The 3,882-nt window shown below is 58.9% G+C and carries 2 protein-coding genes; both read left to right on the top strand.

All coding sequences use genetic code 11. The features are described from left to right. The first annotated feature begins 705 nt into the window (after positions 1 to 705). The gene (locus VGG64_13500; protein ID HEY1600617.1) at positions 706 to 1,413 is read left to right on the top strand and encodes a sigma-70 family RNA polymerase sigma factor; all 708 of its coding nucleotides are present in this window, start codon (positions 706 to 708) and stop codon (positions 1,411 to 1,413) included. 162 nt (positions 1,414 to 1,575) lie between these two features. Continuing rightward, a partial coding sequence (locus VGG64_13495) for a serine/threonine-protein kinase (GenBank protein HEY1600616.1) occupies positions 1,576 to 3,882 on the top strand: 2,307 nt, incomplete at its 3' end.

Raw genomic sequence — 3,882 nt, 5'->3', positions numbered from 1 at the left:
AATCTCGTTCAAGTAGTCGTCTAACGATTTCGTGGCCATCGCGGCGCCGTGAAATCCGTCGGCGCATAGCTCGCATTGGATCAAAAGAATCGTCGCCACGGGCATGACACAAACGTGTAATAGCCTGCGGGAGATATTAAGCTGTGCCATTGCGCCGCCACCCGCTTGCGTCAGAAGCTGTCCCAAGATTTCGAAGTCCTACCCCGCATCGCCCATACGATCGCAGAACGCGGCCGAGGGTCGATTTCCCGCGCAGTTGGCACAAGGATCGAGCACCGCACCCGCCTCAGCATGGTCGTATGACTGCCCCTATGCCCCCCTCTGGGCGACAGTCGGTCCGCCTGATTGTAACGTCCCGATCTGGCCGACCAAAGTCTTTTCCGGGCTCTATTTAGCTAAGCGTTTGGCCGAGCAAACGGTGACGGCTCCGGCAGCGCAAAGTTTTCCAACTGTTCGCCCGCATGTGGAACTGCCGTCGCAGTCCTCCCTGTCGGAACTGCAATCTCCTGGTCCAAGTGCATAACTCCGTTTTTGCTGGCAGTCGACGGTTAAGTCGTGTAGAAGAATATCCTTCCTCAATTCCTCTCTCCTCTTGTTCCTCGGGGCGCTTCCAAGCGGCAGACTATGAACCGCGGATCGATCGGCCGTGCCGCCGCTGGCGACAATTTGATACTCGCCGATCTGTTGAATGAGCATCATGACGAGTTGCTCGCGCTGGCGCAGCCATGGACTGGTCCCGCGCTATCTGGCTTTGAATCGGCAGAGGAATTGGTGCAGGAGTGCCTTGTCGACTGCTTTGCGCAGATCGCATCGTTGCAAACCTCCGAAGAGTCTCCCGCGGCGTTTCGGGCGTGGCTCGCGGAAATCGTCAAAAATTGCGCCATGCGTCACAGCTTGGCGCATTTGCACGGCGAGCTTCTCACCCTTGTGTGCGCGCGTATGTCAGCTGAGTTGAAAACTAAAACGACTGATGACGATATTCTGCAAGAGGTTGGTTATAAGGTGATGCGGTCGGCCGCCACTTTTGTCGTGACGCCAGAACGACTCGCGGCCTCTTTTCGTAGTTGGGTTAACCAAATTATCGAGCACACGATCATCGATGCGGCCCGCCGCAAGTCATTGGTCGCGTTAGGAAGCGAACTGATTGGCGAACTGCAGGAACAAGGCGGCCTGACACCTAGCAGGATCGTTTCCAATAAGGAGGCTGAAGTCATCGTGCGCCAATGCCTGCAAGCGTTGCCCGAGGATTGGCGCCTGCCGTTAGTATGGCATCACCAGGAAGGTGTTTCGGTCGAGGACGTCGCGTCGCGCATGGGCCGCAGCATCGAGGCAGTCAAACAGCTGCTCAAACGGGCGCGCGAGGGACTGCGTCACGAAATCGGTAACTCATCGCTCTTCTATAGGAGGACGTGAGTTCCTCCGAACATTCCGCCCGATTCTGCTCCATGCCGTGCTGGGCCTGCAGAGCGGACCGGCAAGTTACGTGGGGCAGGGCCCCGTATCGGGCGTGCCCCGGCCTTCGTAGGCCCCAGCAATTCGAGTGAGGCAGGCTTCCGAGCAATTGGAATTGCAAACATGACGAGTGCGTCGCCGGACGATCAAGAACGTCAGCAGCAAATCAAGGCTATCGCCGACGAATGTCGGCGCAAACTGTTCAGCGGCGTCGTGGTATACGACTCCGACATAATCGCGCATTTTCCGCACTTGATGCCGGAACTCGAGCAGGCCCTGAAACGAATTCGCCGTACCTATACCGCCAGCCTGAAAGGCAATGAAGAGGCCAGATCACCGGCGACCGGTCGACGCCTGTCCCCCGTGACGCCTCCGGTGCTACGCTACTTTGGCGACTTTATTCTGAAAGACGTGATCGGACGCGGCGGTTTTGGAATCGTCTATTTAGCCACGCAGAAATCGCTCGACCGCGAGGTCGCCGTCAAGGCGATCGACGTAACACAAGTAAGCGACGACGTCCGACAACGATTCCGGCAAGAAGCGGACATCATCGCCCAGTTAGACTATCCGAACATCGTTAAGGTCTACGAGTGCGGCGAGGACAACGGGCATTTGTTCATCGCCATGCAACTGGTGAAGGGGATGGACCTGGAAAGGGCCGCCTCGACCACTCCGATATCAGTCCGCGACGCAGCACGATACGTCTCGCAGGTCGCCCGCGCGATTCACTTTGCACACAAAAAAGGGATTGTGCATCGCGATATCAAGCCGGCGAACATCTTGCTCGATCAAACGGACCAACCACACGTCACGGACTTTGGATTGGCGAAACGGCTCGATGCCAGTGTCGAGTTGACAAAAACCAATGTCGCTGGACTAGGCACGCAAGGATATGCTGCCCCGGAACAAGTCAATGGCGGCTTGGACGAAGTCAGTTTCAAGAGCGATGTGTATTCCCTGGGCGCGACACTCTATCGGTTGCTCACGGGCGACGCGCCGAAGTTACCGAGCAACTCGGCTTGGACTCCACTGAAACGGCCGATCGAATCGTGCGTGCGTGCCAATCCGTTAGTGCCTGTCGATCTAGACACGATTTGCCTGAGGTGCCTTGAGGAGAATCCGGGCGATCGGATACCGACGGCTCTCGACTTGTCCGAGGAATTGGAACGCTACCTCGCCGACTTGCCAATCCGCTCACGGCCTCCGACGTTTGCCGAGCGCGTGGCTCGTTGGCGGCGCAAAAACCCTCTGCTGGCCGCATCAGTGGCGACGATTTTCGTGCTGCTCTGTAGTAGCGCCGCCTGGGCTGCCTACTCGCTGACGGAGCTCGCCCGATCGCACTCGGAGGAAGCCAGGCAAACGGGCATCGCTAAGGCCGAGACCGAGGCCAAGCAACGGGCCAACGAAGAGCGTTTGAATCAAGAGTACGTCAACGATGTCGTGGCGATGCAACAAGCGTGGGACCGCAGCGACATCTCGCGCCTCAAGCAGTTATTAGATCGGCACCGGCAGCCCGCGGAAGGAACGCACGACCTACGCGGCATCGAATGGTACCACTGGAACGCGCAGGCCAACTCGGCCGCCACGACGTTCAAGCTGCCGGCACGGGCTTCATCGGTAGTGTGGTCCGTGGGCGGCGACTTTGTCTATGTGGCCGACCTGGAGGGCCGCATCACGCGTTGCGACGTGGCCACAGGCGAGAAGAAAGAGCTGTTGCCCACTGAGTCGAAATCGTTCTACCTGGCCGTCGACCCCCAGGGGAAGCGCCTGGCAGTGGTCAACGCGCGAAAAATGGACGAGGCACGCGAGCTGGAATTCATCGATCCCGCCAGCGGCCAATCGATGGGCAAACTAACGCCGGGCATGATGCCACTTACGGCGGCAGCCTTCAGTCCGGATGGCAAATGGGTGGCCACGAGCGACGTGCGCGGCACGATTCTCCTGTACGATGCAAAGAGTCTTGAAATGCGCATCGACCTCACGCGCAACGCGCGTAGCCGACGCAGCATAGTCGACCCAAGACAGCTCTTGGATCGACATGAGGACACGGTCGTAGACCTGGTTTTCAGCCCGGACAGTCACTTGGTGGCCAGTTCCGGCGACGACGGCACTTGCCGGCTGTGGGGCGTTCCGGGGGGCAGGTCTCGCGGCCTGATAACGAGGATCAACCCCGGCCTGCTGCCTTCCGCAGGATTCAACGGCGACGGCACAAAGCTTGTCACGCGTGGATTGCCCAAGGTCCGCGACATGGGGACACGTCCGTCACCGGGCGAAATATCCATTTGGAATGTTGGCTCTGCGGTTAATCTCAATAACATCGTGCTTGCGGACGAGTTGACTACGCCGCTGGAATCGCGATCCGCGGTACCCAACTTGCGCTCGTCGTGGCGCGCCGAATTTGTTCGCGACGACCACGCCGTTGTGGCAGCC

This window comes from Pirellulales bacterium (assembly GCA_036490175.1).
Classification (GTDB): Bacteria; Planctomycetota; Planctomycetia; order Pirellulales; family JACPPG01; genus JACPPG01.
The sequence above is the reverse complement of the archived record's forward strand: the minus strand, read 5'-3'. Positions and strand labels throughout refer to the sequence as shown.